At 22.2% G+C, this 1933-nt stretch carries 3 protein-coding genes and 1 pseudogene; all 4 read right to left on the reverse strand.

The annotated features are described in order from the left end of the window. Window positions 1–33: 33 nt before the first annotated feature. Window positions 34–321, reverse strand: a pseudogene (locus tag ON17_RS03780) (type II toxin-antitoxin system antitoxin SocA domain-containing protein); the annotation flags it as partial. A 462-nt stretch (window positions 322–783) separates the two neighbouring features. After that, on the reverse strand, window positions 784–1032 hold the full coding sequence (locus ON17_RS03770) for a hypothetical protein (RefSeq protein WP_017191940.1): 249 nt from the start codon (window positions 1030–1032) through the stop codon (window positions 784–786). Window positions 1033–1184: 152 nt separating this feature from the next. After that, window positions 1185–1487 carry an SVM family protein gene (locus tag ON17_RS02560; protein WP_017191941.1) on the reverse strand — a complete coding sequence of 101 codons (303 nt, stop codon included), beginning with the start codon at window positions 1485–1487 and terminating at the stop codon, window positions 1185–1187. A gap of 216 nt (window positions 1488–1703) precedes the next feature. Next, entirely contained in the window at window positions 1704–1865 is a 162-nt protein-coding gene (locus tag ON17_RS03615) for a hypothetical protein (protein WP_017191942.1), read from the reverse strand. Window positions 1866–1933: the final 68 nt, after the last annotated feature.

Here is a 1933-nt window from a genome sequence, read left to right on the forward strand (position 1 = left end):
TATCATCATTTTAAGACCGAAAAATCATTATTTTTAAATATTTAAAAAGAAAAAAAAGAAAAAAGAAAAAGAACCAAAAAGAAAAAAGAAAAAAAGAAAAGAAAAATATTTTATTAAATCTTTGTCAGTAATCGCATTTTGTTCCCAATCACAACTTTTATTAAAAGAGTTTAACCATGGTTTTTCCTTGTGCGTTTGTTCACTTAAATCGCCGCTATCCATATTTCCAAATTTTTCAATAACTAAATTAATAGTTTCTTTTTGGTTCGGCAATAATTTATTGTCGTTGCCTTTGGAAGTTTTTTTAAGTGCATGATAAGAATGTTTACAAAATTCTTGATATAATTTAGGGAATACTTGTCATAAATCCATGATTGTACATTTTCATCAATTAATTTTTCATTAAAATTTACTAAATGAAAAGCATGTGCATAATAAATAAGTTTTTGTAATTACATATTAGTTATTTTAGGAACTTTGTTAATAATGTAATTGGCAACGTTGAAAATATTAATTTGAGTTTTTTTTCAATATCTTTTTCTGTATTTAAATTCTTGTTCATATTTAAATCAACTCCTTTATTTTTAATAATTGCATTATATAATAATTTTAATTTTTTTCAAGAGAAAGTATTTTTTGTTTTATTTGTTTTTTACTCCTTTTTAGTTTGTTGATTAATGACCTTGCCAGTTGTGTGTGTTGTTTGAATTTGGTAAAAAAAAGACCCTAGGGAGGGTCTTTGAATTATGATGATATTTAATTTTTATTTGTCTGGAATAATATTTAAATCGAAATTTTTGGTTTTTTGTTTTTTATCACTAGATTCAAATTTTGTTTCGTTAATAGAAATATTTTTTGTATTAATATTTTCTTGTCTTTTTTTTGTAATTGAATTATTTGTTTTCTTTGCTCAATTAATTTACAAAATTCTTTGAATTCTGAATCATCAAAATTTGAATTATTAATTTCATTATTTGAAATTTGTTTTCCTTTATTTATATCCATCGCCATTACTAGATTATTATTATTCATAAATAATAAGCCTATAAAAAGTTATTAAACAAAAATAAATTATGTTAAATTGGTTTTTTAATTTAATCATTTTCAAATATAACTCCATTCTTAATTCGTATAAAATTATTTTTTAGAATCATAAGATTGTTTTGAAGAAGAACCTTTTTCGTTTATTTTTTTTGTTTTCTTTTCGGTTTTTTTTGTAACAATTGTGTGAATTCAGGATCTTGTAACATTTCAATAATTTTATTTCTATCTTCATCGGAACATTTTTCAAGTACATTGTATAATTCAAAATAATTTTTTATATCTTGTTTAGTTGTTTCTTCTGGTTCTTTGGAAGATGCTATTCCCTTTCCATGTTCTTTTTTAGGTGCCGCCATTACTTGATTATTATTAAAAATAAATAATAAACTTATAAATACAAATAAATAAATACTAATTACTTTAAATTGGTTTTTTACTTTAAACATTAATTAAAATCTCCTTTAATTTTATTCCTCAGCTGAGGTGATTTCATAGAGGGAGTTGAGGGAGGATAGGGCTAATTGTTTGTTTTGTTCTAAACTTTCATTAATTAGTTTTTGTTTTATTTTGCTAATTTCGGTTTTTTCTTGTTCTGGAAGATTTAATGTTAAAATTTCTTTTTCCGATAAGATATAAGATTTAATTTTATTATATTTTTGTGGTTAATTGGGTTTTTGTTTATTATTTACTTCTTTATGATGATTTGATAAGGATTTTGGGTCTTGTTTGGTTTCGTTAATACCTTTAAACAAGCCTATAATAATAACAATACTAAAAAATAAAATAATGGAAATAATAAGCCAATTTTGTTTAAAAAAGTTCATATTCTTAATAGCCTTTCCGATAATAGTAGGAATTGGTATTATCTTTAAAAAAATTAATTACTACTATT

The sequence above is a fragment of the Poinsettia branch-inducing phytoplasma str. JR1 genome, from assembly GCF_000309465.1.
GTDB classification, from domain to species: Bacteria; Bacillota_I; Bacilli_A; order Acholeplasmatales; family Acholeplasmataceae; genus Phytoplasma; species Phytoplasma pruni.

Coding starts and splice junctions, on each gene's coding strand:
- ON17_RS03615 (WP_017191942.1), bottom strand. CDS start 1,865: ATGAACTTTTTTAAACAAAATTGGCTTATTATTTCCATTATTTTATTT.
- ON17_RS03770 (WP_017191940.1), bottom strand. CDS start 1,032: ATGAATAATAATAATCTAGTAATGGCGATGGATATAAATAAAGGAAAA.
- ON17_RS02560 (WP_017191941.1), bottom strand. CDS start 1,487: ATGTTTAAAGTAAAAAACCAATTTAAAGTAATTAGTATTTATTTATTT.